The 24,823-nt window shown below is 74.8% G+C and carries 21 protein-coding genes; 14 read left to right on the top strand and 7 right to left on the bottom strand.

What is annotated here, in order from left to right; all coding sequences use genetic code 11:
* Positions 1-8: 8 nt before the first annotated feature.
* Positions 9-968, bottom strand: coding sequence for a 2,3,4,5-tetrahydropyridine-2,6-dicarboxylate N-succinyltransferase (gene dapD / locus D7I43_RS14400; RefSeq protein WP_120328996.1), 960 nt, complete (start codon positions 966-968; stop codon positions 9-11).
* 79 nt (positions 969-1,047) lie between these two features.
* On the opposite strand from dapD, the gene dapE reads away from it, so the two are divergent.
* The gene (gene dapE, locus D7I43_RS14405) at positions 1,048-2,121 is read left to right on the top strand and encodes a succinyl-diaminopimelate desuccinylase (RefSeq protein WP_120328997.1); all 1,074 of its coding nucleotides are present in this window, start codon (positions 1,048-1,050) and stop codon (positions 2,119-2,121) included.
* Positions 2,122-2,206: 85 nt separating this feature from the next.
* On the opposite strand, the gene D7I43_RS33035 is transcribed toward dapE, so the two are convergent.
* Positions 2,207-2,380, bottom strand: coding sequence for a hypothetical protein (locus D7I43_RS33035; protein ID WP_192902154.1), 174 nt, complete (start codon positions 2,378-2,380; stop codon positions 2,207-2,209).
* A 155-nt stretch (positions 2,381-2,535) separates the two neighbouring features.
* Between D7I43_RS33035 and D7I43_RS14410 the strand changes: the two genes are divergently transcribed.
* The 9 genes from D7I43_RS14410 to nudC all read left to right on the top strand — a co-directional run bounded on the left by D7I43_RS14410 (position 2,536) and on the right by nudC (position 16,138).
* On the top strand, positions 2,536-3,435 hold the full coding sequence (locus D7I43_RS14410) for an LOG family protein (RefSeq protein ID WP_120328998.1): 900 nt from the start codon (positions 2,536-2,538) through the stop codon (positions 3,433-3,435).
* A 2-nt stretch (positions 3,436-3,437) separates the two neighbouring features.
* Positions 3,438-3,983: an LOG family protein gene (locus D7I43_RS14415; RefSeq protein WP_120328999.1), complete on the top strand. Its 546-nt coding sequence runs from the start codon at positions 3,438-3,440 to the stop codon at positions 3,981-3,983.
* A gap of 174 nt (positions 3,984-4,157) precedes the next feature.
* Positions 4,158-7,931 (top strand): ATP-dependent helicase, encoded by a 3,774-nt coding sequence (locus D7I43_RS14420; protein WP_240032958.1) that lies wholly within the window; start codon positions 4,158-4,160, stop codon positions 7,929-7,931.
* A 136-nt stretch (positions 7,932-8,067) separates the two neighbouring features.
* Complete coding sequence (locus tag D7I43_RS14425) at positions 8,068-11,460, top strand: ATP-dependent helicase (RefSeq protein ID WP_120329000.1); 3,393 nt, start codon at positions 8,068-8,070, stop codon at positions 11,458-11,460.
* A 196-nt stretch (positions 11,461-11,656) separates the two neighbouring features.
* Positions 11,657-11,860, top strand: coding sequence for a transcription antiterminator/RNA stability regulator CspE (gene cspE / locus D7I43_RS14430; RefSeq protein ID WP_120329001.1), 204 nt, complete (start codon positions 11,657-11,659; stop codon positions 11,858-11,860).
* Positions 11,861-12,099: 239 nt separating this feature from the next.
* On the top strand, positions 12,100-12,297 hold the full coding sequence (locus D7I43_RS14435; protein ID WP_120329128.1) for a hypothetical protein: 198 nt from the start codon (positions 12,100-12,102) through the stop codon (positions 12,295-12,297).
* A 207-nt stretch (positions 12,298-12,504) separates the two neighbouring features.
* Positions 12,505-13,815, top strand: a complete 1,311-nt coding sequence (locus tag D7I43_RS14440; RefSeq protein ID WP_120329002.1) for a M16 family metallopeptidase — start codon at positions 12,505-12,507, stop codon at positions 13,813-13,815.
* A gap of 35 nt (positions 13,816-13,850) precedes the next feature.
* On the top strand, positions 13,851-15,182 hold the full coding sequence (locus tag D7I43_RS14445) for a M16 family metallopeptidase (protein ID WP_120329003.1): 1,332 nt from the start codon (positions 13,851-13,853) through the stop codon (positions 15,180-15,182).
* Positions 15,179-16,138: an NAD(+) diphosphatase gene (nudC, locus tag D7I43_RS14450; RefSeq protein WP_120329004.1), complete on the top strand. Its 960-nt coding sequence runs from the start codon at positions 15,179-15,181 to the stop codon at positions 16,136-16,138. Before D7I43_RS14445 ends, nudC begins: the two co-directional genes overlap by 4 nt.
* Positions 16,139-16,373: 235 nt before the next feature.
* On the opposite strand, the gene D7I43_RS14455 is transcribed toward nudC, so the two are convergent.
* The 3 genes from D7I43_RS14455 to D7I43_RS14465 form a co-directional block, all read right to left on the bottom strand.
* Entirely contained in the window at positions 16,374-16,637 is a 264-nt protein-coding gene (locus D7I43_RS14455; RefSeq protein WP_120329129.1) for a hypothetical protein, read from the bottom strand.
* A gap of 214 nt (positions 16,638-16,851) precedes the next feature.
* Positions 16,852-17,085 carry a DUF397 domain-containing protein gene (locus tag D7I43_RS14460; protein WP_120329005.1) on the bottom strand — a complete coding sequence of 78 codons (234 nt, stop codon included), beginning with the start codon at positions 17,083-17,085 and terminating at the stop codon, positions 16,852-16,854.
* Positions 17,086-17,159: 74 nt separating this feature from the next.
* The gene (locus D7I43_RS14465) at positions 17,160-18,140 is read right to left on the bottom strand and encodes a helix-turn-helix domain-containing protein (RefSeq protein WP_120329006.1); all 981 of its coding nucleotides are present in this window, start codon (positions 18,138-18,140) and stop codon (positions 17,160-17,162) included.
* Positions 18,141-18,357: 217 nt separating this feature from the next.
* Here D7I43_RS14465 and D7I43_RS14470 point away from each other — a divergent pair, with 217 nt between their 5' ends.
* Positions 18,358-19,611, top strand: coding sequence for an MFS transporter (locus D7I43_RS14470; RefSeq protein WP_240032959.1), 1,254 nt, complete (start codon positions 18,358-18,360; stop codon positions 19,609-19,611).
* Between the two features lie 66 nt (positions 19,612-19,677).
* Here D7I43_RS14470 and D7I43_RS14475 read toward each other — a convergent pair whose 3' ends face one another.
* Positions 19,678-19,923, bottom strand: a complete 246-nt coding sequence (locus D7I43_RS14475; protein WP_120329008.1) for a mycoredoxin — start codon at positions 19,921-19,923, stop codon at positions 19,678-19,680.
* 93 nt (positions 19,924-20,016) lie between these two features.
* Between D7I43_RS14475 and D7I43_RS14480 the strand changes: the two genes are divergently transcribed.
* From D7I43_RS14480 to D7I43_RS14490, 3 genes are all read left to right on the top strand, one after another.
* The gene (locus tag D7I43_RS14480; RefSeq protein WP_120329009.1) at positions 20,017-22,179 is read left to right on the top strand and encodes an ATP-dependent DNA helicase UvrD2; all 2,163 of its coding nucleotides are present in this window, start codon (positions 20,017-20,019) and stop codon (positions 22,177-22,179) included.
* Between the two features lie 124 nt (positions 22,180-22,303).
* Positions 22,304-22,558: a hypothetical protein gene (locus tag D7I43_RS14485; RefSeq protein ID WP_120329010.1), complete on the top strand. Its 255-nt coding sequence runs from the start codon at positions 22,304-22,306 to the stop codon at positions 22,556-22,558.
* A gap of 133 nt (positions 22,559-22,691) precedes the next feature.
* Positions 22,692-23,057: a WhiB family transcriptional regulator gene (locus D7I43_RS14490; protein WP_120329011.1), complete on the top strand. Its 366-nt coding sequence runs from the start codon at positions 22,692-22,694 to the stop codon at positions 23,055-23,057.
* Between the two features lie 315 nt (positions 23,058-23,372).
* Here D7I43_RS14490 and D7I43_RS14500 read toward each other — a convergent pair whose 3' ends face one another.
* Positions 23,373-24,719 carry an ABC1 kinase family protein gene (locus D7I43_RS14500; RefSeq protein WP_120329013.1) on the bottom strand — a complete coding sequence of 449 codons (1,347 nt, stop codon included), beginning with the start codon at positions 24,717-24,719 and terminating at the stop codon, positions 23,373-23,375.
* Between the last annotated feature and the right edge of the window lie 104 nt (positions 24,720-24,823).

Below are 24,823 nucleotides of genomic sequence, written 5' to 3' on the forward strand. Positions count from 1 at the left end.
GGGGCCACTCAGTCGTTGGCGTGCAGCGCGGCGTTCAGCTCGATGCCCCGGCCCGTCCGCGGCCGGGCCTCCAGCGCGCCGGTCACCGAGTTGCGCCAGAACAGGAGCCCGTTCACACCGGACAGCTCACGGGCCTTCACGACCCGGCCGTCCGGCAGGGTGATCTTCGAAGCGGCCGTGATGTAGCAGCCGGCCTCGACGACGCAGTCGTCGCCGAGCGAGATGCCCACACCGGCGTTCGCGCCGACGAGGCTGCGCTCGCCGATGCGCACCTTCTCGGTGCCGCCACCGGAGAGCGTCCCCATGATCGAGGCGCCGCCGCCGATGTCGGACCCGTCGCCGACCACGACACCCTGCACGATCCGCCCCTCGACCATCGAGGTGCCGAGCGTGCCGGCGTTGAAGTTCACGAAGCCCTCGTGCATCACCGTCGTGCCGGGGGCCAGATGCGCGCCGAGCCGGACCCGGTCGGCGTCGGCGATCCGCACCCCGGACGGGACCACGTAGTCGGTCATCCGGGGGAACTTGTCGACCCCGTACACGGCGAGGTGCCGGCCCGCGGCCCGCTCGATCACCCGCAGCTCGTCCACCCGCTCCGGCGGGCACGGCCCCGCCGAGGTCCAGGCGACGTTGGCCAGCTTGCCGAAGATGCCGTCCAGGTTGACCTCGCCGGGACGCACCAGGCGGTGGGAGAGCAGGTGCAGCCGGAGGTACGCGTCCGGGGCGTCCTTGATCGGGTCGTCCAGCGAGCCGATGACGGTGACCACCTCGACCGCGCGCAGGCCGGGCAGCGCCCGATCGCCGACGGCCGCCGGCGGCAGATCCAGGACGTCCGCCTTCTCCTCGCCGGGCACCAGCGGAAGCTCGCCGAGGCCCAGCTTCCCCGTCGGGTACCAGGTGTCGAGCACCTGGTCGTCAGCGGTCACGGTGGCCAGGCCGATGCCCCAGGCGGACTGCGCGGACGTCACTGCTTCACCTCTCGTTCGCTTCTCGCGGGGCGGACGCTCGCTCCTCGCCCTCACCGGCTCTGACGGTACCGTGCGAACCATGGAGAACCCGCTGACCCCCGAGGTCCTCGCCGATCCGGTGGCACTGACCCGTGCCCTCGTCGACATCGAGTCCGTCTCCCGCAACGAGAAGGCGATCGCCGACTGCGTCGAGGAGGTCCTGCGGGGTGTGCCGCACCTGACCACCTACCGGCACGGCAACACCGTGATGGCGCGTACCGACCTGGGCCGGGCGCAGCGGGTGGTGCTGGCCGGGCACCTGGACACCGTGCCGCTCAACAACAACTTCCCGTCCACGATGCGCGGCGACCTCATCTACGGCTGCGGCACCTCGGACATGAAGTCGGGTGTGGCGTACGCCCTGCACCTGGCGGTGACGCTGCCCGACCCGCGCTACGACGTCACGTACTTCTTCTACGAGGCGGAGGAGATCGAGTCGACGTACAACGGGCTGCGCCTCGTCGGGGAGGCGCACCCGGAGTGGCTCCGGGCGGACTTCGCGCTGCTGCTGGAGCCGACGTACGGCATCGTCGAGGCCGGCTGCCAGGGGACCATGCGGGCGATGGTCACCACCACCGGGGTACGCGCGCACTCGGCGCGCTCCTGGCACGGGGTGAACGCCATCCACGCCGCCGGCGAGGTGCTCCGCCGGCTCCAGGCGTACGAGGCGCGGCGGGTGACGATCGACGGCTGCGAGTACCGCGAGGGCATGAACGCCGTCCGGATCCACGGCGGGGTGGCCGGCAACGTGGTGCCCGACCGGTGCGACATCGAGGTCAACTACCGGTTCGCCCCGGACCGTACGCCGGCCGAGGCGGAGGCGCACCTGCGTGAGGTGTTCGAGGGATTCGACCTTGCCGTGACCGACGTGGCGGCGGGCGCGCTGCCCGGGCTCGAGGCCGCCCCGGCGAAGGAGTTCCTGGCGGCGGTCGGCGCGGCGCCGATCGGGAAGCTCGGCTGGACGGACGTGGCCCGGTTCGCGGCGCTGGGGATCCCGGCGCTGAACTTCGGCCCGGGGGATCCCAACCTCGCGCACCACCCGGACGAGCACGTCGAGATCAGCAAGATCCGGGACGGCGCCGCCACCCTGCACCGGTGGCTGGCCGCCCACTGAGACCCGTACGCACGATCATGAGGTTCGCGTCGGCCCCCGGTACGCGAACCTCATGATCGACGACGGCCGGGTGCGGCCGGGACGGTCAGAGCTGGGCGGTGAGGGACGGGTCGACGGGCGGCCGGACGTCGGCGCCGTCGCCGGACATCTCGCCGCCGGCCGGCTCCATCTGGCGGGCGCGGCGGCGCTCGGCCACCACGTCGCGGATGCGCCGCTGCATCTGACGCCGGATCCGGATCATCTCGCTGTTGCTGATCACGCTGGCTCCTCCCCCGAAGGCGCGCGCCGGGGCATACCCGGTATGTGAATAGTAAGACGTACGGGCGACAGATTTCGTTGCCCAAGATCGCGAACTTTCTCGTCGCGTTCGCGCCCCGCGCACCCGGCCGATGCGGCTCCACTACGGTTGCTTGCATGAGTCAGAGCAACGGACGTGAGGCGGGCCGGGCGCCCGGGCGGGAGCGGCACCGGGGCGCGGTCACCCTGCGCCGCCAGGCGATCCCCACCAGCACGGCCGACCAGCGTCTGCTCGACTCCCGTGGGCGCGACGACTGGAAGACCAGGGACGCCTGGCGGGCGCTGCGGATCCTCTCCGAGTTCGTGGAGGGCTTCGACACCCTCGCCGACCTCCCCCCGGCGGTCAGCGTCTTCGGCTCCGCCCGCAGCGGACCGGACAGCGTCGAGTGCCGGATGGCCGAGGAGCTGGGCGCCGCCCTGGCCCGGGCCGGCTACGCCGTGATCACCGGCGGGGGTCCGGGCGTCATGGAGGCCGCCAACCGGGGCGCCAGCGAGGCCGGCGGGCTCTCCGTCGGGCTCGGCATCGAACTCCCCTTCGAGCAGGGCATCAACGACTGGGTCGACCTCGCCATCGACTTCCGCTACTTCTTCGCGCGCAAGACCATGTTCGTCAAGTACGCCCAGGCGTTCGTCGTGCTGCCCGGCGGGTTCGGCACCATGGACGAGCTGTTCGAGGCGCTGACGCTGGTGCAGACCGGCAAGGTCACCCGGTTCCCCGTCGTGCTCATGGGCACCGAGTACTGGCGCGGGCTCATGGACTGGCTCCGCGACACGATGGCCGCGGGCGGCAAGATCGGGCCGGTGGACCTGGACCTGATCTGCCTCACCGACGACGTCAACGCCGCCGTACGCCACATCGTCGAGGCCGAGGCCGCGCTCTCCGCGGAGCAGGAGGCCGTGCGCGACGAGGCGGTGGCCCGGACGGCGGCCGACCAGCGCAGCGCCGCGGCCCAGCACGCGGTGGCGGACCAGCGGAAGGCCGGACGGACCGACCCGGACGAGGCGGGGGAGGGCTGAGCGTGGCCGCCATCTGCGTCTTCTGCGCGTCCTCCCGTACGCTCGACCGCCGCTTCCTGGACCTGGCGACCGCCACGGGCGCGGAGATCGCCCGGCGCGGTCACACGGTGGTGAGCGGCGGCGGCTGCGTCGGCATGATGGGCGCGCTCGCCGACGGCGCGCGGGCCGCCGGTGGGCCCACGCTCGGCGTCATCCCGCAGGCGCTGGTCGACCTGGAGGTCGCCGACCTGAAGTCGGACGAGCTGCTCGTCACCGACTCGATGGCCAGCCGCAAGACCCTCATGATCGAGAAGTCGGACGCGTTCCTGACCCTGCCCGGCGGGCTGGGCACGTTGGACGAACTCTTCGAGGTCTGGACCACCGCGACCCTCGCCCTGCACGCCAAGCCGATGGTCCTCGTGGACGCCGACGGGTTCTACCGGCCGCTGATGGACTGGCTGACCGTCCTCGCCGACCAGCACTTCCTCAAGCCGGCCGGCCTCGACCTGCTCACCGTGGTCGACTCCGTGCCCGCCGCCCTCGACGCGATCGAGTCCCGCCTGACCTGACGCCCACCCACCCGCCCGGGCCGGTCCCGTCGGTCGGTCCCCGTCGGTTGATCATGAAGTTGTTGCCCTCAGGCCCGGCGTGTCGCGGCAACAACGTCATGATCGACGGGGTGACGGGGGCCGGGGGCGGGGTGGTGCGCGGGGGGTGTCGGAGGGGCGTGGTGGGATGGGCTGATGCAGGCGTACCGGTTGGTGCGTCGGCCCGCGGGGCCGACCGAGGAGGTCAGCCGGCCCGCGGGGCCGGGCGAGGGGGTCAGCCGGCCCGCGGGGCCGACCGAGGAGGTCAGCCGGCCCGCTGGGCCGAGCGACGGGTCCGGCCGGCCTTCGGGGTCGGGTGACGGGTCCGGCCGGCCTTCGGGGCCGGGCGACGGGTCCGGCCGGCCTTCGGGGTCGGGTGACGGGTCGTCGGGTGGGCTGACCGACGGGGCCGGGCCGGCCGCTGCGGTTGCGCGGGGCGACGCGGCGCGGAGTGGCGCCGGAGCCGGTGAGCGCCCGGGAGGCACGTCGCCCGGGCCGGTCGCCGGCGCGACCTGGCGGGCCGATCCCGTGCAGGCCGAGGTGATCGCGCACACCGACGGGCCGATGCTGGTGGTCGGCGGGCCGGGCACCGGCAAGACCAGCACGCTGGTCGAGGCGGTGGCCGCGCGGGTGGCCGAGGGGGTCGACCCGGAGCGCATCCTGGTGCTCACGTTCGGCCGTCGGGGCGCCCAGGCGCTCCGCCACCGGATCGAGGCCCGGGTGGCGCGCGACGGTCACCGGGTGCTCCGCGAGCCGCTGGTGCGCACGTTCCCGGCGTACGCCTTCGGGCTGCTGCGTCGCGCGGCCGCCGAGCGGGGCGAGCCGTCGCCCCGGCTGCTCACCGGCCCCGAGCAGGATCTGATCATCCGCGAGCTGCTGGACGTGGTGGGCGAGGAGCCGGGGGACGACCCGGTCGGCTGGCCGGAGGACCTGCGGCCCGCGCTGCGTACCCGGGCCTTCGCCGCCCAGCTGCGGGACCTGCTGATGCGCGCCGCGGAACGCGGGGTGGGCCCCGTCGAGCTGGCCCGGCTGGGCGAGAAGCTCGGCCGTGCCGACTGGCCGGCCGCCGCGCGCTTCCTGCGGGAGTACGTGGCCGTGCTGGCGCTGCGGGACGTGAGCAACCGCGGCTCGATCGCGTACGACCCGGCCGAGCTGGTCCGGGCCGCCACCGGGATGCTCCGCGACGACGAGGAGCTGCTCGCGGCGGAGCGGCGCCGGCTGGCGTACGTGTACGTCGACGAGCTGGCCGACACCGACCCGGCGCAGCTCGACCTGCTCGCGGTGGTGGCGGGCGGGGGCAAGCCGCTGGTGGCGTTCGCCGATCCGGACTCGTCCACGTACGCCTTCCGCGGCGCCGACCCGGCCGGCGTGACGACCTTCCCGCACCGCTTCCGGACGGCCTCGGGCGCGCCGGCGGCGCAGGTGCTGCTCACCACCGCCTACCGGGCGGGCCCCCGTCTGCTGGCCGCGACGGGAAGGGTGGCGCGCCGACTGCGCGGCCCGGCGGCGCACCGGCGGCTGCGGCCGCTGCCCGACGCGCCGCCCGGGTCGGTGGAGGTGCACACCTTCCGCTCGGCGACCAGCGAGGCGGCCTGGTTGGCGCACACGCTGCGCGCGGCCCACCTGCTGGACGGCGTCCCCTGGTCGGAGATGGCCGTGCTGCTCCGGTCGACCGCGCTCCAGCTGCCCACCCTCCAGCGGGCGCTGCACGCGGCCGGAGTGCCGACCGTGGTGCACGGTGAGGACCTGCCCCTGCACCTGCAACCGGCCGTGGCGCCGCTGCTCCTGCTGCTGCGGTGCGCGCTGGAGCCGGCGCGGCTCGACGAGGAGGCGGCCGTCGCGCTGCTGCACTCCCCGCTGGGCGGCGCCGACCCGCTGGCCGAGCGGCGGCTGCGGCAGGGCCTGCGGGCCCTCGCGCTGGCCGCCGGTGACCGGCGACCCTCCGGCGAGCTGCTCGTGGAGGCGCTGCGCGACCCGGCCGAGCTGGCCGGCATCGACCGGCGCTGGGCCGAGCCGGCGCAGACCGTGGCCCGCCTGCTCGCCACCGCCCGGGAGGCCGCCGCGCGGCCCGGCGCCACCGCCGAGGACGTCCTCTGGGCGGTGTGGCAGGCCAGCGGCCTGGCCGAGCGGTGGGCGGGAGCGATCACGCGGGGCCGCCCGGTGGCCGGCGAGGGCGATCTCGCGCGGCGGCGCCGGGTGGAGGCGGCCGACCGCGACCTGGACGCCGTCATGGTGCTCTTCGACGCGGCGGCCCGGTTCACCGACCGGCTGCCCGGCGCGCGTACCGAGGTGTTCCTCGACCACGTGCTCGGGCAGGAACTCCCGGCCGACACCCTCGCCCCGACCGCCGAGCGGGGTGACGCCGTGCGGCTGCTCACCGCCCACGCCGCCAAGGGCCTGGAGTGGGACCTCGTCGCGGTGGCGGGCGTGCAGGAGGGCGTCTGGCCCGATCTGCGGCTGCGCGGCAGCCTGCTCGGCTCGGAGCGGCTGGTCGACGTGCTCGCCGGCCGTGCCGTCGGGGCGAACGGGCGGGCCACCGTGGTCGGGCAGACGTCGGCGCTGCTCGACGAGGAGCGGCGGCTGTTCCACGTCGCCGTGAGCCGGGCCCGGCGGCGGCTGCTGGTCAGCGCGGTCGCGTCGGCCTCGGTGGGCGGCGACGACCATGAGGAGCAGCCGAGCCGCTTCCTCTACGAACTCGGGCCCGCGGGCCCGGCCACGCCGCCCGGTGACGGCACCACCCCGCCCGGCCCGGACGACTCCACGCCGGCGGGCCCGCGCCCCGGCGCCGACGACCCGACCCCGTCCGGTCCGGGTGCCGACGCCCCCACCCCGCCCGGTCCGCGTCCGGGCGCCGACGGCACCGATCCGCCGGCCGCCGACGACGACGCGGACGCGCCACCGCCCCGCGGTGCGTTGCCGGTCACCCGGCCACCGCGCGCGCTCACGCTGCCGGCGCTCGTCGCCGAGCTGCGGACCGCCGTGGTCGACCCGGCCGCGCCGTACGCCCGGCGTCGGGCCGCGGCCGCGGAGCTGGCGCGGCTCGCCGCCGCCGGGGTGCCCGGCGCGCACCCGGACGACTGGTGGGGGCTGCGGCCGCTCTCCGACGACCGTCCACTGGTGGACGAGGGGGAGCCGGTCCGGGTGACCCCCTCGGCGATGGAGAGCGCCCTGCGGTGCAGCCTGCGCTGGCTGCTGGAGCGGCACGGCGGCAGCGCGCCGGCCAGCACCGCGCAGGGGGTCGGCAACCTGGTCCACGCCGCCGCGATGCTCGCGGAGGACGCCAGCGCCGACCGGGGCGCGCTGCTGGACTACGTGGCCGCCCGGTTCGACGCGATCGAGCTGGCGGCGCGGTGGATGGCCGGCCCGGAGCGGGCACGCGCCGAGGCGATGGTCGACAAGCTGCTGCGCTGGCTGGCCAGCAACCCGCGCCGGCTGCTCGCGATCGAGCACGAGTTCGCCGTACGTCTCGACGACCCGCACCGGCCCGTGGAGCTGACCGGCCGTGTGGACCGGTTGGAGGTCGACGCGGAGGGGCGGCTGGTGGTGGTCGACCTGAAGACGGGCAAGTCCACGGCGGTGACCGGCAGCGACCTGGCCGAGCATCCGCAGCTCGGCGCGTACCAGGCGGCGGTCGAGGCGGGCGCGTTCGCCGAGTTCGGCGAGGAGCCGGGCGGCGCCGCGCTGGTGCAGCTCGGCACCACGGCGAAGGACGCGAAGGAGCAGAGCCAGCCGCCGGCCGGGCAGGGGCCGGAGCCCGGGTGGGCGTCCGCCCTGGTGCGCCGCACCGCCGACACGATGGCCGCCGCCACCTTCGCGGCCGTCGCGAACTCGAAGTGCCGGGTGTGCCCGGTGCGGACCAGCTGCCCGGTGTCGGGGCAGGGCCGCCAGGTCGTCGAGCCGCCGGCCGTGCGCCCGGAGCGCGGGGAGTGAGCGCCGCACACGGCCGGACGGCCGCGGCGCGCGTCGGAGCCCGACCCGGACCCGGCGGTGCGGGAGCGGGCCGCGCCGAGCCGTGCCGGGCCGGCGCGAGCTTGCGCGTCCCGAGGTCGCGGACTAGGACGGGACCGTGACCCAACCCGCCCTGTTCGGGGCCGCGGCCCCGGCACCCCGGGTGGCCGACGCCGGACCCCGGTACACGCCGTTCGAGCTGGCCCGGCTGCTCCGGCTGCCGGCGCCCACCCGCGAGCAGGCGGCGATCATCGCCGCCCCGGTGGAGCCGTTGCTGGTGGTCGCGGGCGCCGGTTCCGGCAAGACGGAGACGATGGCCGCCCGGGTGGTCTGGCTGGTGGCGAACTCGTACGTCCGCCCCGAGCAGGTGCTGGGGCTCACCTTCACCCGCAAGGCCGCCGGTGAGCTGGCGCACCGCGTGCGTACGCGGCTCGACCAGCTGATCCGCCGGTTGGGCCGGCGGGAGCGGGATCCGCTGGACGACCCGCTCGCCGGTGACCCGACGATCGCCACCTACCACTCGTACGCGGGCCGGATCGTCGCCGAGCACGGGCTGCGCGCCGGCTACGAGCCGTCCACCCGGCTGCTCACCGAGGCGTCCCGCTGGCAGCTCGTCGACCTGCTGGTGCGCAACTACGACGGCGACATGTCCGAGGTGGACCGGATGCCGAGCACCATCACGGACGCCGTTCTCGCGCTGGCCAGCGAGCTGGACGAGCACCTGGTCGACCCGGACGAGCTGGCCGCCTGGACCGGCCGGTTCTTCGCGGAGGTGCAGGCACACCCCGGTCGCGTCTACGCGGACGTCAAGAGGTCGCTCCAGCTCCAGCAGACCCGCCTGAAGCTGCTGCCGCTGGTGCGGGCGTACGCCCGGCGCAAGGAGGACTTCGAGGCGATGGACTTCGCCGACCAGCTGGCCCGGGCCGCCCGCGTGGCCCGGGACCACCCGGGGGTCGGCGAGATCGAGCGGGACCGGTACCGGGTGGTGCTGCTCGACGAGTACCAGGACACCAGCCACGCCCAGGTGGTGCTGCTCACCGCCCTCTTCGGCGATGGACACCCGGTGACCGCCGTCGGTGACCCGTGCCAGTCGATCTACGGCTGGCGCGGCGCGTCGGCGGGGACGCTCGACCGGTTCCCCACCGTGTTCGCCCGCCGCGACGGCACGCCCGCTCCCGCGCTCAGCCTCACCACGAGCTGGCGCAACCGTCCGGAGATCCTCGCCGTGGCGAACGCCCTCGCCACTCCGCTGCGCGCCGCCGGCGCGCGGGTGCCGGAGCTGCACGCCGCGCTCAGCGTGCGCGACCCGATCCCGCACCGCAGCCCGCGCGGGGCCGCCGGCGGCACCGTGCACTGCGCGCTGCTGGAGACGTACGCCGACGAGGCGGCGTGGATCGCCGACAGCGTGCTGGCGGCGTGGCGCGGTGCCGCCCGCATGCCCGACGCGCTGCCCGAGCACATCCCCGTCGCCCAGCGGCCGACCACCGCCGTGCTGGTCCGGGTACGCAGCCAGATCCCGGCCATCGAGGCGGCGCTGCGCGAGCGCGGTCTGCCCGTCGAGGTGGTGGGCCTGGGCGGCCTGCTCGACACCCCGGAGGTGCGGGACGTCGTCTGCACGCTGCGGGTGCTGGCCGACCCGACCGACGGTGCGGCGCTGCTGCGGCTGCTCACCGGGGCGCGCTGGCGGATCGGGCCGCGGGACCTCGTGGCCCTGCACCGCCGCGCCCGGGCCATCGCCGCGGGGCGGCGGCAGCTGGCCGGGGACGGCACACCGGAGATCACCCCGGACCGGCTGGACGAGGCGACGCTGGTCGAGGCGCTGGCCGACCTGGGCCCGGCGCAGCAGTACTCGGCCGAGGGGTACGCGCGGCTGCGCGCGTACGGCCAGGAGCTGGCGCTGCTCCGCTACCGGCTGGACCAGTCCCTGCCGGACCTGATCGCGGACGTCGAGCGGACCATCGGCCTGGACGTGGAGGTAGCGGTCCGGGCCGGCCGCGACGGCGCCGGTGACGCGGGCCTGGCCCGGGGGCACCTGGACGCGCTCGGCGACGTGGCCGCCCGGTTCAGCGGGGAGACGCCGGGGGCCACGCTCTCGGCGTTCCTCGCGTACCTCGCCGCCGCCGAGGACGAGGAGCGCGGTCTCGCCCCGGGCGAGGTCGAGGTGGTCGAGGGCGCCGTGCAGGTGCTCACCGCGCACGCCGCGAAGGGTCTGGAGTGGGACGTGGTGGCGGTCGCCGGCCTCAGCCGGGGCGTCTGGCCGGGCCCGGTGCGCAACTCCGACCACTGGCTGGGTGGATTGGGTGTGCTGCCGTTCCCGCTGCGTGGCGACGCCGACGGGCTGCCCCGGTTCGACCTGACCGAGGTGACCGACCAGCGCGGGGTCGCCCGGGCGTTGACGGACTTCGTCGACGACTGGCGGGCGCACGACGAGCGGGAGGAACGGCGGCTGGCGTACGTCGCGGTGACCCGTCCGCGCCGGTTGCTGCTCTGCTCCGGCTACTGGTGGGGGGAGGGGACCAAGCGTGCGCGCGGTCCGTCGGTCTTCCTCCAGGAGGTGTACGACGCCTGCCTGGACGGAGGGCCGGGGCACCTGGTCGACGTGTGGGTTCCCGAGCCCGCGCCGGACGCGGTCAACCCGACCACCGACGTGGTGCTGCGCGCGGAGTGGCCGGCCGATCCGCTCGGCGCGCGCCGGCCGGCGCTGGCGGAGGCCGCCGCGATGGTCCGCCGGTTCCTGGCCGACGGCGGCGGGGACGCCGCGGAGGATCCGGGTACGGACCCGGTGGCCGACGATCCGGAGGTGGCGCGCTGGCGCTGGGAGGCCGACCTGCTGCTGGCCGAGCGGGCCGAGCTGACCCGCGCCTCCGGCGCGGTCGAGGTGGCGCTGCCCGGCCAGCTGACCGTCACCCAGCTGGTGGCGTTGCGCCGTGACCCGGCCGCACTGGCCCGTACGCTGCGCCGGCCGCTGCCCAGCGAGCCCAACCCGTACGCCCGGCGCGGCACGGCGTTCCACGCCTGGCTGGAGCAGCGTTTCGGCGCCGACCGCCTGCTCGACGTGGACGAGCTGCCCGGCGCCGCCGACGCGGACGCCGCGCCGGACGAGGCCCTCGCCGAGCTCCAGGAGCGGTTCCTGGCCAGCGAGTGGGCCGAGCGGGTACCGGTGGAGGTGGAGGTCCCGTTCGCCACGGTCATCGCCGGGGTGGTGGTCCGGGGCCGGATGGACGCCGTGTTCGCCCGCCCCGGCGGGCGGTTCGACGTGGTGGACTGGAAGACCGGCGCGCAGCCCAGCGGCCCGGCGGCGGAGGCGGCGGCCGTGCAGTTGGCCGTCTACCGGCTGGCCTGGGCGGAGCTGGCCGGCGTGCCGGTCGACCGGGTCGGGGCGGCGTTCCACTACGTGCGGGACGGTGTGACCGTGCGGCCGGCGGACCTGCTCGACGAGGCCGGGCTCACCGCGCTGATCCTCGCCGTGCCCGAGGGTGCGGATCGGCCTGCGGCCCCGGCCCGGCCGTGATACGTTGGGCGCGTTGCAGTTTTGGTTTCCAGAGACTCTGTGTGCGCCTGGCGGGATTGTGGCCCCAGGCGCTCTTTGTTGTGTCCGGAGTTCTCCGGACGGGGCGACCAGCAGCGACAGGCGGTCCACGCGCGACGTGGGCGGCCACCCCGGGCCCGCAGCAGGTGCGGGTCCGACGTTCCGTCAGGGAGACGAAATGGCAATTGGCACGGTCAAGTGGTTCAACGCTGACAAGGGCTTCGGGTTCATCACCCCGGACGACGGCGGCGCCGACGTCTTCGCCCACTTCTCGGCGATCCAGACCTCCGGCTACCGGTCGCTGGACGAGAACCAGCGGGTCGAGTTCGAGGTGACGCAGGGCCAGAAGGGCCCGCAGGCGGCGAACATCCGTCCGCTCTGACCCTCGGCTGATCCGCATGACCCGCCGCCGCGCCCCTCGGGCGCGGTGACGACCGGTCCGTCGACGGCCCGGTCCCCGCGACGGGGACCGGGCCCGGGCGGACCGTTGGCGTCCCCGGCGTTGAGTCGTCAATCAGCACCCGATCCGTCGGGTGGGCGACTGCGCGGCGCACCGGACTGGTCGATGCTGCCCCGGGGGGACGACGCCGGGCAGGGGGGTCCGGCGCGGAGGGAGTGACCATGGCGGGCGACGCCGGGCCCGGCACCGCGGGGCGCGAGCTGTTCCTCGTGCTCGCGGTGGCGGTCGTCGGCCTGCTGCTCGCCGTGGTCGCGGCCTTCACGCCGTGGCACGCCGCCGTGGTGGGATCCGCTCCCGCCGGCCTGGTGGAGATGCACGTCCCGGACGATCCGGGTTCCGCTCCGGGCGGCTCGCACTGAGCCGACCGGTGGCCGTGCCGTCGAGACGGCGCAACGCCCGTGAGGGGTGGGCGTGGCCGGGGCGGCGCGTGGGCGTGGTCGGGCCGACGGGGCATCGGCCCGACCACGCCCCTCGACACTCGACCCGGCGCGCGGATCCGGCGGCCCGGTGGCCGCGCCTGCGGAGGTCGCGGGTGGCGGAGGTGCCGACGCGCTAGGGTCGTTCCCGTGGCGGCGCGGAGATCGAGAATTCCAGCGACGAAGTATCCGGTCGAGCGGTTCACCCTCGACAACGGCCTGCGGGTGGTCCTCACCCCGGACCGCAGCGCCCCGGTCATCGGGGTCGCGGTCGTCTACGACGTCGGCATCCGTTCCGAGCCGGAGGGGCGGACGGGCTTCGCCCACCTCTTCGAGCACCTGATGTTCCAGGGCTCGGAGAACCTGGAGAAGCTGGCCCACTTCCGGCACGTGCAGGGGGCCGGGGGCACCTTCAACGGCTCGACCCACCTGGACTACACCGACTACTTCGAGACGCTCCCGAGCAACGCCCTGGAGCGCGCGCTCTTCCTCGAGGCCGACCGGATGCGCGGCCCTCGCCTCACCGAGGAGAACCTGCGCAACCAGGTGGACGTGGTCAAGGAGGAGATCCGGGTCAACGTCCTCAACCGGCCGTACGGCGGGTTCCCGTGGCTGACCCTGCCACCGGTCATGTTCGACACGTTCCCGAACGCGCACGACGGCTACGGCTCCTTCGACGACCTGGAGTCCGCGACCGTCGCCGACGCGGCCGATTTCTTCCAGCGCTACTACGCCAGCGGCAACGCGGTGCTCGCGGTCAGCGGCGACATCGACGTGACCGAGGCGACCGCCCTGATCGAGCGGCACTTCGGTGACGTGCCGGCCCGGCCCGCGCCGCGGCGCCCCGACTTCGCCGAGCCCGACCTCACCGCCGAGCGGCGCACCTCGTACGCCGACAAGCTCGCGCCGTTGCCGGCCGTGGCCAGCGCCTGGCGCGTCCCGGACCCGATCACCGACTTCGCCGGCTACCTGCCGTACGTGGTCCTGGCCGAGGTCCTCACCGACGGCGACGCCTCGCGACTGGTCGAGCGGCTGGTGCAGCGGGACCGGACCGTCACGAGCCTGGGCGGCTACCTCGGTTTCATGGGCGACCCGTTCGACGTCCGCGACCCGACGGCGCTGCTCCTCCAGGCCCACCTGCCGCCCGGTGGTGACGTGGACAAGGTGCTGCGCACCGTCGACGAGGAACTGGACCGGTTGGCCACCGACGGGCTCACCGACGGCGAGCTGGCCCGCACCCAGGCCAGGATGGCGACCCACTTGCTGCGGGACACCGACGCGGTGCTCGGCCGGGCCCTGCGGATGGCGGTGCTCGAACAGCAGCGCGGCGAGCCGGGCCTGCTCAACGACCTGCCGCGGCTGGTCGGCGAGGTCACCGAGGAACAGGTACGCGAAGCGGCGGCCATGTTGCGGCCCGAGCGCCGGGCGTCCATCGAGGTCATCGCGGGAGGGGCCCGGTGAGCGGGTCGGCGAGCGCCGCGAACGAAGGAGGAACGGTGACGGCAACCGTGGAGCCCGGGCCGCGGAGCCTGCCGCCGCTCGGCCCGACCCGCAAGCTCAAGCTGCCGAAGCAGGCGGAGCGGACGCTGGGCAACGGCCTCACGGTCATCGCGGTACGGCGGCCGGCCGTGCCGCTGGTCGAGCTGCGGCTCTGGGTGCCCTTCGGGCGTGCCCACCTGGCCCGCGGGGCCATGCTGGCGCAGACCATCCTGTCCGGCACCGAGACCCACACCGCCACGCAGATCGCCGCCGAGCTGCAGAAGGTCGGCGGGGGCCTCGCCGCCGGCATCGACCCGGACCGGCTCATGCTCACGGGGGCGAGCCTCGTGAGTGGCCTGGGCCGGATGTTGGAGCTGCTCGCCGACGTGCTGACCGGCGCCGTCTATCCCGCCGACTGGGTGGCGACCGAACGGGACCGGCTCATCGACCGGATCCAGGTCGCCCAGAGCCAGCCCGCCCACCTGGCGCGCACCGCGCTGCTCAAGCGGATCTACGGCCGGCACCCGTACGCGGTGCAGACCCCGGAGCCCGACCACGTGCGCGCCGTGCGACCGCCGGTGCTGCGCCGGCTGCACGCCGAGCGGGTGCACCCGGCCGGGGCGGTGCTCGTGCTGGTCGGCGACGTGCACCCCGAGCGGGTGCTGGACGCCGCCGAGCAGGCGCTGTCCGGCTGGAAGGGCGACGGGCAGCCCGTCGACCTGCCGCCCGCCCCGCCGCTGGAGCCGGGCCCGCTGCTGCTCGTGGACCGGCCGGGGTCGGTCCAGTCGTCGCTGCGGATCGCGCTGCCGGCGGTGCCCCGGACCCATCCCGACCACGCGGCGCTGCAACTGGCCAACCTGATCTTCGGCGGCTACTTCTCCTCCCGCTGGGTGGAGAACATCCGCGAGGACAAGGGCTACACGTACGGGCCGCACTCGCTCATCGAGCACTCGGTGGCCGGGTCGGTGCTGGTCGCCGCCGCCGAGGTGGCCACCGAGGTGACCGCGCCGGCGCTGCTGGAGACGACGTACGAGCTGGGCCGCCTGGCGTCGCTCGCGCCGAAGGAGGAGGAGCTGGAGCAGGCCCGCCAGTACGCGCTCGGCACGCTCCAGCTCGGCATGTCCACCCAGGCCGGCCTGGCCGCGCTGGTCAGTGCGTACGCGGGCAACGGGCTGCGCCTCGACTTCCTGGCCGAGCACGCGGCCCGGCTGGCGAAGGCCACCGTCACGGACGTGGCCGAGGCGGCCGAGCGCTACCTGGCGCCCGCGAAGGCGGTCGCCGTGGTGCTCGGTGACGCCGAGCGGATCGCCCCCTCGCTCGCGGCGCTGACCCCGGTCGAAACGGTATGAGCGGAGAGCAGGCGCCACCGCTGGCCCGCTCCACGCTGGACCGGGCCGCCCACCGCCGCACCGACCCGGCGTGGCTGGCCGAGGCGTGGCTGCGGGCCCGGGTGCTCGTGTTGGACTCGACGGCGGGGGGCCGCACGCTGGTGCGTAGCGACACGAACCCGCCGGTGCTGGTCCTGCTCGGCGCGGGCGACCTGCCACCGGGCTCCGAGGCCGGCGCCATGTTCCTCGGGGTCGAACCCGACGGGGTGCCCGTCTTCGCGGTGGACGTCCCGCTCCCGGCGCTGCCCGGCACCCGGGCGGTCGGCCTCCGGGACGTGGGCCACCTGCTCGCCGACCGGGACGCCGGGCTGTTCACGACGGCTCTGGCGCTGCTCAACTGGCATCTGCGGCACATCTACTCCTCGACCACGGGCGCGCCGACCGAGATGGACGAGGCGGGCTGGTCCCGGATCGACCGCAACGGCGAGCGGGTCTGGCCGCGTACCGACCCGGCCATGATCGTGCTCGTGCACGACGGCGTGGCGGGCCTGGAGGGGCGGTGCCTGCTGGGCAACAACGCCGCCTGGCCGAGCACGCCGGGGGAGCGGCGGTTCTCCTGCCTGGCCGGATACATCGAGCCGGGCGAGTCGGCCGAGGCCGCCGTGCTGCGCGAGGTCCGCGAGGAGGTCGACGTCGGGGTCGAGACGATCACGTACGTGGGGAGCCAGGCCTGGCCGTTCCCCGGCTCGCTGATGCTCGGCTTCCTCGCCACCGCCGACCCGGAGCACCCGGTGCGGGTCGACCCCACCGAGATCGCGTACGCCCGGTGGTTCACCCGGGCGGAGATCGGTGCGGCGCTCGCCGGGCGGACCGTGGACGTCGGGGGCGGCGCCCGGCTGGTGCTGCCGCCGCCGTCGTCGATCGCCCTGTTCCTCATCCACCGCTGGCTCGACGGCTGGGCCGACGCGAGGCGCTGAGCCGGGTTCGTCGCGTCCCGGCCCGTGGCCGCCGCGGCGGGGTCGGGCTCGGACCCGCAACGCGGCGGTGCCGAGCTTGTTCGCCGCGGCGCGGCCGCGCCCGGTCCGCCGCCGACGTGCTGTCCCGGCCCGTGACCGTCGTTGCCGCGGCGGCCACGGGCCGGGAACACGGACCGTCGTGGTCGGTGGGCGAGGAACACGGCGGGGGAGCCGGTCCGGCCACGACGGACGTCTCTCAGGTGGCGGCTGACCCTCGGGAGGTTCGGTGGTCGTGGAGCGGCAGCACCTTGACCCGTTGTCGGCCTGCGCGTACCGCGCCGACGGAGGCGAGGGCGCGGGCCAGCAGGAGCGCCGCATCGCGGTCCTCGGCGTGGACGACCTGCCGGCGCGGCTCGGGCGCGGTCGTCTCGTCCCGCAGCCGGTGGCCGCCGGCCCAGGCGGCGGCGATCTCCGCGTCGGCCATGGCGCGGATGTCGGTGCGAACGATCAGGAACCGCATGGGCGTCTCCGGGTGAACGGCGACCGGTGAGTCGGTGTGCAAGTTCCACGCCACTCACTCGTCATGTTACGCCCCGTGAATGTCCCAGCAAGTGAAACTCGACTATCGGTTCGGAAGGTCGCCCGATCAGTCGATGGCTGGTCAGGGCCGCCGGGGTGCCCACAGACGACGGGGCCGCCGGCGGCGTGCCGGCGGCCCCCTGCGGTGTCCGGGGTCAGTTCACGTCGAACTGGCCCCGCTTCGTGCCGGCGATGAAGCCGAGCCAGCCGGCCCGGTCGAACAGCAGCACCGGGCCGCCGCGGTCCTTGCTGTCGCGCAGCGCGACGGCGGCCGGGCCGCTGCCCAGCGGGGCGACCTCGACGCAGTTCGAGGTCTGACTGCGGGTGCTCTTGCGCCACGGGGCGTCCGCCAGGTGCTGGGCGAGGACTGTGTTGCGGATCTCGTTCATGGTTCCGTGCTCCATTCGAACCACACCGATGGGACGAGTGGCGCCGCACGCCCCGACGGAGGGTCCCCCGTGGATCACCGTTCCGTCAGCCGCCCCGGACGTGGACGTCGTTGAACCGGCGCCGTTGCCGGCCCGTACGCCACTGTGGACGGAGCGCCCGCCCCGGTCAGCCGTCCCGTCGCCTCGATCAGCCAGGAGAGGGTGTCCGAGGCGGAGAGTGCCGCCGTACATAGCCACTCGAACACCACTTTATAGCGATTTAGGGTTTTTGCCTCGGTCGACATGACGTCGGTGAAGCCACCTTCGATGGCGACGGTCTCCGGATCGAGCGGATCGGCGAACCGGTAGAGGGAGAAGGCGGTCGGCGGGAGGTACCAGTCGCCGACGCGGGTGTCGCGCGGCAGCACGTGCAGGGTGACGTTCGGCAGCAGCGCCAGCTCGCAGAGCTGCACCAACTGCTCGTGGAGCACCTCGGGCGGGCCGGCCCGCCGGCCGAGCGCCGCCTCTTCGAGCACGGCCGTGTAGCGGGGCGCGTCGGGCTCCCGCGTGAGCAGCGACTGCCGGGCCAGTCGGGCCTTCACCTCGGTCTCCGGCTCCTCGGCCGGATCCGCGTCGCCGGCGCGCTCGCCGACCTGTCGGGCCGACACGATCCGCATCCGGGCGTAGCCGGGCGTCTGCAGCAGCCCCGGCACGAGCACGGGGTTGTACTCGGAGATCTCGGCGCACCCCGCCTCGAGCTCGGCCCAGCTGCGCTGCTGCTGCGTCATCACGGGGAAGTTCTTCAGCCAGCCCCGCATGTCGCCGGCTTCGGAGGTGATGCCGAGAAGCTCCTTGCGCAGCACCTCGTCGGCCCCGTAGAGATCGAGCAGGGTGCGCACGTCGTCCGGATCCGGTCGGCTGCGGCCGTTCTCCAGGCGGGACAGCTTCGAGGCGGAGGCCCAACCGATCCGCTCGATGACCTGGTCCCCGGTGAGGCCCGCGGCCTCGCGCAGCCGGCGCAACTCGGTGCCCAGCCTGCGGCGCCGCAGGATCGGGCTGGGTGAGGCAGGAGGCAAGGGTGTCCTCTTTCCCGTCGACCGACGCTGACGCGACGGTAACTGTATGAAGTTCGCCCCCCACAGCCAGTATGGACGCCGTGGTCGGCGTCGGCAGTCCGGTGGGGGGCGTGTCTTGCAGAAAAGAGATCGGCACGGCCGGCCGGCCGAGGCCGGGCCACCGCGACCACGCCCGAGACCGTGCCCGCCCGGCGGGCCGCCGCGAGCCGGAGGATCCATGCGCACCGTCCTGCGCCGCCCCGAGTTCCGCCTGCTCTTCTGCGGGCTGCTGGCCAGCATGACGGCGGAGTCGATCCTCCTGCTCGCGCTCGCCATCTGGGTCAAGGACCTGACCGGCTCCGACGGTCTCGCCGGCGCCACGATCTTCGCCGTCATCGCGCCGATGACGCTCGCGCCGCTGGTCGGCTGGTTCGTCGACCGGCACCCCCGCCGGCCGTTCTTCGTGCTGGCGAACCTCGTGACCGCCGTGCTGCTCGCCCCGCTCTTCCTGGTGCGCGACCGGGCCGACGTGTGGATCGTCTACGCGGTGGCGGCCCTCTACGGGCTCTCGCACCTGGCCCTGGGCGCCGCGCTCAGCGGGCTGATCCGGGAACTGGTGCCCGTCGAGCTGCTCGCCGACGCGAACGGCGTGCTGCAGACCGTACGCCAGGGGCTGCGGCTGATCGGTCCGCTCGCCGGCGCCGGGCTCTACGCCGCCGTCGGCGGCGCGGCGCTGGCCGCCGTGGGCGTGCTCGGGTTCCTGGCCGCGGCCGCCGTCGTGGGCACGCTGCGGACCGGGGCGACGCGACCGACCGGGCCGGGCCCGCGGTGGCCGGCCGACATCGGCAGCGGCCTCCGGCACCTGGCCGGCGAGCCGGCGATGCGCCGGGCCGTGCTCGGCTACGGTCTCGGGTCGCTGGTGATGGGCTTCACCGAGTCACTGATCTTCGCGTACGTCGACCAGGGGCTCCGCCGCGACGCCGCGTTCGTCGGGGTGCTCGTGACCGTGCAGGGCGTCGGCGGCCTGGTCGGCGGGCTCTGCTCGCCCACCGCGGTCCGGCGTCTCGGCGAGGTGGGCACGCTCGCCGCCGGGGTCGCGTTCTTCGGGCCGGCGGCGCTGGCGCTCGCCTACCCCGACCTGCGGCTCGGCGTGCCGGCGGTGCTGCTGGCCGGCGTCTCGATCCCGCTGACCATGGTCGGCCTGCACACGCTCGTCCAGCGGCGCACCCCGCCGCGGATGCTCGGCCGGGTCGCGGCCGCCACCGAGGCGGTGGTCAGCGGGCCGCAGGCGCTCTCGATCGCCGTCGGCGCGCTGCTGGTCGGCGCGTTCGACTACCGCCTGCTCTTCCTGCTGACTGGCGTGGCCACGCTGCTCGCGGGCGCGTACCTCTGGCGCGCGCGCCACCTCACACCGCCCGGCCGCCCCCGGATCCCCGCGCCGCGCCGGCCCGTCGACGTCGTCGGGGCGGCACGCCGGCAGCGCGGACGATGACGACCGCCGGCCGCAGACGCCGAGAGGGTGGCCGTCCGGCGGGACGGCCACCCTCTCGTGGCGTGCTCAGGCGGCGGCGATGGCGGCCAGGTGCTGCTTGACCTGCGTGATCGACGGATTGGTGAGCGCGCTCCCGTCGTCGAAGCGCAGGGTCGGCACCGTCTGGTTGCCGCCGTTGACGCTCATGACGAACTCCGCGGCCTGCGGGTCCTGCTCGATGTCGACCACCTCGTACCCGATGCCCTCCCGGTCCAGCTGCGACTTGAGCCGGTGGCAGTAGCCGCACCACGAGGTGGAATACATCGTCAGCATCGTCAGGTCCTCCCACTGCTCCGCCCGGCGGCTTGCCGATCAAGCCGAGGCTAACCGCTGCAACGTCCGGCGTTGCTGCCAGAATTCCTGGCTGTGGCGGTTCACTCAGGGGCGGAGCGGGTGCTGGCCGGGCTGGATCCCGAGCAGCGCTCCGCGGTGACCGCGCCGGCCGGGCCGGTCTGCATCCTCGCCGGCGCCGGTACCGGCAAGACCCGGGCGATCACCTCGCGGATCGCGCACCGCGCGCTCACCGGCGAGATCTCGGCCCGGCACGTGCTCGCCGTCACCTTCACCGCCCGCGCCGCCGCCGAGATGCGGGCGCGGCTCACCACGCTCGGGGTGCCCGGCGTGCAGGCGCGCACCTTCCACGCCGCGGCCCTGCGCCAGGTGCGCTACTTCGCGCCCCGCCTCCTCGACGGTCGGGCCATGCCCGAGCTGCTGGACAGCAAGGTCCGGTTGGTGACGCTCGCCGCCGCCCGGGTCGGCCTGCGCGCCGACCGCGCCGCCGCCCGCGACCTCGCCGGTGAGATCGAGTGGGCCAAGTCGTCCCTCGTCGAACCGGGGGAGTACGTGGTGGCGGCGGCCAAGGCGCTGCGGGAGACGCCGCACGAGCCCGCGAAGGTCGCCGAGGTCTTCGCGGCGTACGAGCGCCTCAAGCGCGGCAACGGGGTGATCGACTTCGAGGACATGCTGCGCGCCGCCGTCTGGGGGATCGAGGAGCACGCCGACGTCGCCGAGCAGGTGCGGGCGCAGTACCGGCACTTCGTGGTCGACGAGTACCAGGACGTCAACCCGTTGCAGCAACGCCTTCTGGACGCGTGGCTCGGCGGCCGGGACGACCTCACGGTGGTCGGCGACGCCAGCCAGACCATCTACTCCTTCACGGGGGCCACCTCGTCGTACCTCATCGACTTCCCCCGCCGCTACCGGGACGCCGTGGTGGTCCGGCTCGTCCGCGACTACCGGTCCACGCCGCAGGTCGTCGGGCTCGCCAACGCGGTGATCTCGCAGGCCCGGGGCACCGAGGCCCGGCTGCGGCTGGAACTGCGGGGGCAGCGTCCGCCCGGCCCGGAGCCGGAGCTGCGGATCTTCACCGACGAGCCGGCCGAGGCCAGCGCCGTCGCCGCCCGGGCCCGCGCCCTCATCGACGCCGGCACGCCGGCTCGCGAGATCGCCGTGCTGTTCCGCACCAACGCCCAGTCGGAGGCGTACGAGAAGGCGCTCACCGAGGCCGAGGTGCCGTACGTGGTGCAGGGCGCGGAGCGGTTCTTCGAGCGGGCCGAGGTGCGGCAGGCGATGGTCGCCCTGCGCGCCGCCACCCGCTCCATCCCCGGGGAGACGCCACTGCCCGCCGCCGTGGTCGAGGCGCTCGCCGCCGTCGGCTGGGCGCCGGACGCGCCGCCGGCCGGGGGCGCCGCCCGGGAACGCTGGGAGGCGCTCGCCGCCCTCGTGCAGCTCGCCGAGGAGTACGCCGCCGCGCCCGCCGTGCTGCCGATCGGGGAGGCGGCGTCCGTCGAACGCCCGGTGACCCTGGCCGACTTCACCGAGGAGCTGCACCGGCGGGCGAGCCAGCAGCACGCGCCGACGGTGGAGGGGGTGACCCTCGCCTCACTGCACTCGGCCAAGGGCCTGGAGTGGGACGCCGTGTTCCTCGTCGGGCTCTCCGAGGGCACCCTGCCCACCACGTACGCCCGGACGGCCGAGCAGGTGGAGGAGGAGCGCCGGCTGCTCTACGTGGGGATCACCCGGGCGCGGGAGTGGCTCTGGCTGTCGTACGCGGTGGCCCGCTCGCCGGGCGGGCGGGCCCGGCGGCCGTCCCGCTTCCTGCCCCAGCTCGACCGCGGTGGCGGTGGCGAGCGGGCCCGCGGCACGGTCCCCGGAACCCGGCCGGAGCGGCGCCGCACGCAGGTCGTCTCCTGCCGGATCTGCGGCGCGACGCTGCTCGCGGGCCCGGAGCGCAAGCTCGGCCGGTGCGCGACCTGCCCGTCCGACATCGACGAGGAGCTGCACGAGCGGCTGCGGGAGTGGCGGCGGCGGGTGGCCGAGGCGCAGCGCGTCCCCGCCTACGTGGTCTTCACCGACGCCACGCTGACGGCCCTGGCCGAGCGGCGGCCGCGCCGGCCCGAGGAACTGATCGCGATCGCCGGGATCGGCCCCCGCAAGCTGGGCCTCTACGGCGAGTCGGTGCTGGCGCTGGTGGAAGGAGCGACGGTCGAGGCCGTCTGCTCGCAGAAAACTTTCGAAATCGAGCCGTAAATTCGTTTGCCCTCGCGGCCCGGCGAGGAATAGCCTCATGGCACACCTCGCGAGCGGCGCCATTCGGGCTGCTCACGAGGGGTAGGCCCAGCCGATTCGAGGAGCACCGAGGGAGGTGGCACCAATGGAGATCTTCACCTACGAGCGTCCGGCGGCGCTGCCTGCTGCCGTCGCTCCGCTGTCGACTGTCCGGGTGGCCCTCGCGGCTACGCGACCGTCGGTTCCGCAGGTGCACCAGGTCGAGGCTCAGGCCGAGCTGATCCTCGCCGCCGCGCCGAACGGGCTCCGGGGGACCAGTGGCTTCACGGGCATGGACGTCGATGGCGCCAAGAAGCGCATGGACGTCCGCGGCGTTCCACCTCGAGGTAGACCGGTCTGATCACCAGACCGACCGGCTCACCTCGAGGCCGCGGAACCCGCATACCGGGATCCGCGGCCTCAGTTTTTGTCCCGCCCGAAGTAGTCGGAAGTAGCGATCCACGAGATCGAAGTGAGAGAGAGGTGACCGGGCGATGAGTCTGGCGTTGGCCTCGCTCGACGTGAACGTCGAGGTCGAGGCGAACCTGCCCTGCCGGAAGTTCGACCCCGACCTGTGGTTCTCCGACTCGCCCACCGAGCTGGAGCTGGCCAAGTCGCTCTGCGGGGACTGCCCGCTGCGCGTCGAGTGCCTGGCCGGTGCGGTCGAGCGGTCCGAGCCCTGGGGCGTCTGGGGCGGCGAGATCTTCGAGCGTGGCGCGGTCGTCCCGCGCAAGCGGCCCCGTGGCCGCCCGCGCAAGGAGGACGTCGCCCGCGACGCGGCGCTCCGGGTCGAGGCCGAGGCGCGCCTGGCGGCCAGTGGGCTGTCCCAGGGGCGCAACGCGGTTCGGCTGGTGGCCTGACATGAACCCGATCCGATCCAGCTACGCCGGTGTCGCACCGGTGACGAATGAGACCACGATGCTGCACGTCCCGAACGGAGCCGTAGAAATGCAACTACTTCACGAAGCGTTGTCCCGGGCCCGAATGCGCCGGCCTCAGGCCGGCACCACCACGCGCACTGAGGCAGCCCGATCCGCCCGTACCGTCGCCATGGACAGCCGCCGGAAGGCGGCCCGCGACCTGGGCGTTCTCTGACACCCACCGAACGCGAGGGGCGGGTGGCCGGTCACCGGCCGCCCGCCCCTCGCCCTGTCCGAGCCGGCGCGGCGCCGCGCTCAGGCGACCGGCGCGAAGCCGGGCAGCCAGCGCTCCAGGATGCTCCGGTACGGCGCCTTGGCCTCCAGCTGGCAGAGCACGCCGATCGACCCGAGGGTGACCCGGTGGATGAGCAGGTACGACGGCGGCAGGTTGAGCTGCCGGCCGAGCTGGTAGGCGGGTGACCGGGGGCTGGCCAGCCGCGCGGCCTCGGCGCGCAGCCAGGCGCGGGTGAAGCGGAACTCCTCGGCGGCCACCGGCTCCAGCATCGGCCGCAGGTAGTCGAGCACCGCCTGGGCGTCGATCGGTTCGGTCTGGCTGAGGAAGCCCTCGGAACGGAGACCCTCGACGACCGCGTCCGCCTCGCCCCGCAGGGCCAGCCCGGCCAGCCGGCCGATCGGCTCCGGGGTGCCCTCCGGCATCCGGGCCACGGCGCCGAAGTCGATCACGCCGAGGCGGCCGTCGGGGAGCAGCCGGAAGTTGCCCGGGTGCGGATCCGCGTGCAGCAGCCCGGCCCGCATCGGCGCGGAGAGGTGCAGCTCGGCCATCAGCCGGCCCGCCTCGTCGCGCTGCTCCTCGGTGCCCTCCCGGATGATGTCGGCCAGCGGCGTCCCCTCGACCCACTCGGTGACGAGCACCCGCGGTGCGGCGGCGACCACGGCGGGGATGTAGATGTCCGGGTCGTCGGCGTACGCGGCGGCGAAGGCCCGCTGCGACTCGGCCTCCAACTCGTAGTCGAGCTCCTCGGTGATGCGCTCCCGCAGCTCGGCGAGGAGCGGCTTGACGTCCAGGCCGGGCTGGATCGCCCGGAGCATCCCGCCGAGCCGCGAGAGCTGCTTCAGGTCGGAGAGCAGCGCGTCCCCGGCCCCCGGGTACTGGATCTTGACGGCCACGTCCCGGTGCTGGGGTGCGCCCGCCGGCCCGTACCCCGGGTCGCGCCACACGGCGCGGTGGACCTGCCCGATGCTGGCCGCCGCGGAGGGGGTGTCGTCGAATGAGACGAAGCGGTCCCGCCAGTCCGGGCCGAGCTGCTCGGTCAGCACCTTGTGCACGCTCGCCACGGGCAGCGGCGGCGCCGCCTCCTGGAGCTTCGTGAGGGCCTGCCGGTACGGGGCGGCGATCTCCTCCGGCAGTGCCGCCTCGAAGACCGACATCGCCTGCCCGAACTTCATGGCCCCGCCCTTGAGCTGGCCCAGAACGCTGAAGAGTTGCTCCGCGGTGCGCTGCTGGATCTCCGCGGAGATCACGTCGGACGCGAGCCCCGTGACGCGCTTTCCCATGCCGAGGACGGTCCGGCCGGCGAAGCCGAGCGGCAGTGCGGCGAGCTTGGCGGTCCGGGACACGGCCCGGCGCGGGATGTCGGTCACCCGGCCATTGTTACCGACTCGGCGGGTCCGCGGCTGCTGAGCGCGTCGGCACCCGTCGTTCGGTCCCGGACGCGCGGTCCGACTCCGGTCATCACGGGACACGG

It is taken from the genome of Micromonospora globbae (assembly GCF_003610785.1).
Classification (GTDB): Bacteria; Actinomycetota; Actinomycetes; order Mycobacteriales; family Micromonosporaceae; genus Micromonospora; species Micromonospora globbae.

Coding starts and splice junctions, on each gene's coding strand:
- dapE (WP_120328997.1), top strand. CDS start 1,048: ATGGAGAACCCGCTGACCCCCGAGGTCCTCGCCGATCCGGTGGCACTG.
- D7I43_RS14410 (WP_120328998.1), top strand. CDS start 2,536: ATGAGTCAGAGCAACGGACGTGAGGCGGGCCGGGCGCCCGGGCGGGAG.
- D7I43_RS14420 (WP_240032958.1), top strand. CDS start 4,158: ATGCAGGCGTACCGGTTGGTGCGTCGGCCCGCGGGGCCGACCGAGGAG.
- cspE (WP_120329001.1), top strand. CDS start 11,657: ATGGCAATTGGCACGGTCAAGTGGTTCAACGCTGACAAGGGCTTCGGG.
- D7I43_RS14435 (WP_120329128.1), top strand. CDS start 12,100: ATGGCGGGCGACGCCGGGCCCGGCACCGCGGGGCGCGAGCTGTTCCTC.
- nudC (WP_120329004.1), top strand. CDS start 15,179: ATGAGCGGAGAGCAGGCGCCACCGCTGGCCCGCTCCACGCTGGACCGG.
- D7I43_RS14455 (WP_120329129.1), bottom strand. CDS start 16,637: ATGCGGTTCCTGATCGTTCGCACCGACATCCGCGCCATGGCCGACGCG.
- D7I43_RS14460 (WP_120329005.1), bottom strand. CDS start 17,085: ATGAACGAGATCCGCAACACAGTCCTCGCCCAGCACCTGGCGGACGCC.
- D7I43_RS14470 (WP_240032959.1), top strand. CDS start 18,358: ATGCGCACCGTCCTGCGCCGCCCCGAGTTCCGCCTGCTCTTCTGCGGG.
- D7I43_RS14475 (WP_120329008.1), bottom strand. CDS start 19,923: ATGCTGACGATGTATTCCACCTCGTGGTGCGGCTACTGCCACCGGCTC.
- D7I43_RS14485 (WP_120329010.1), top strand. CDS start 22,304: ATGGAGATCTTCACCTACGAGCGTCCGGCGGCGCTGCCTGCTGCCGTC.
- D7I43_RS14490 (WP_120329011.1), top strand. CDS start 22,692: ATGAGTCTGGCGTTGGCCTCGCTCGACGTGAACGTCGAGGTCGAGGCG.